The organism is Burkholderia sp. SIMBA_051 (assembly GCF_046534915.1).
Classification (GTDB): Bacteria; Pseudomonadota; Gammaproteobacteria; order Burkholderiales; family Burkholderiaceae; genus Burkholderia; species Burkholderia ambifaria.
The window spans coordinates 1-448 of the sequence record NZ_JAWRXS010000055.1 but is presented as its reverse complement, the minus strand read 5'-3'; the positions used below and the strand labels follow the sequence as shown (position 1 = coordinate 448).

At 61.6% G+C, this 448-nt stretch carries 1 protein-coding gene; it reads left to right on the top strand.

Features of this window, described 5'->3' with window-relative positions; all coding sequences use genetic code 11:
* Window positions 1-448: LysR substrate-binding domain-containing protein (locus SB771_RS33495; protein ID WP_410721851.1), on the top strand; the 448-nt coding region annotated here is incomplete at both ends.

Below are 448 nucleotides of genomic sequence, written 5' to 3'. Positions count from 1 at the left end.
ACTCGAACGCGAATCGCCAACGGCCGCCATTAGCCTGCGCATGGTCACCATGCAGGGTGGTGAGGCGCTGGTACTGGCAGGCAGCTGCTCGCTCGCGGTTACCGTTTCAGACGTGCCCGAGATCAAGAAAGGCGCGATCGAGAGGCACTGGCTTTGCGAAGCAGAGATGGTCACCGTGTGTGCGCCGACCCATCCGTTAGCGAATATCGAGCGGCCAATCTCCCGCGAACAATTTGGTCAGCATGTGCAGTTGGTGGTGACAGACAACCAGCCGGGTGCAGAGAAGACCCAGATGGGCGTGGCAGGAGAGCGCCAGTGGCTCGTCAACGACCTCGGCGCGAAACGTGACCTTCTGATTTCGGGGCTCAGCTGGGGCCACATGCCTGCGAACTTGGTCGCTGAAGACCTGGCTGTTGGTCGTCTGGTCGAGCTTCGTCGCCGAGCGTGG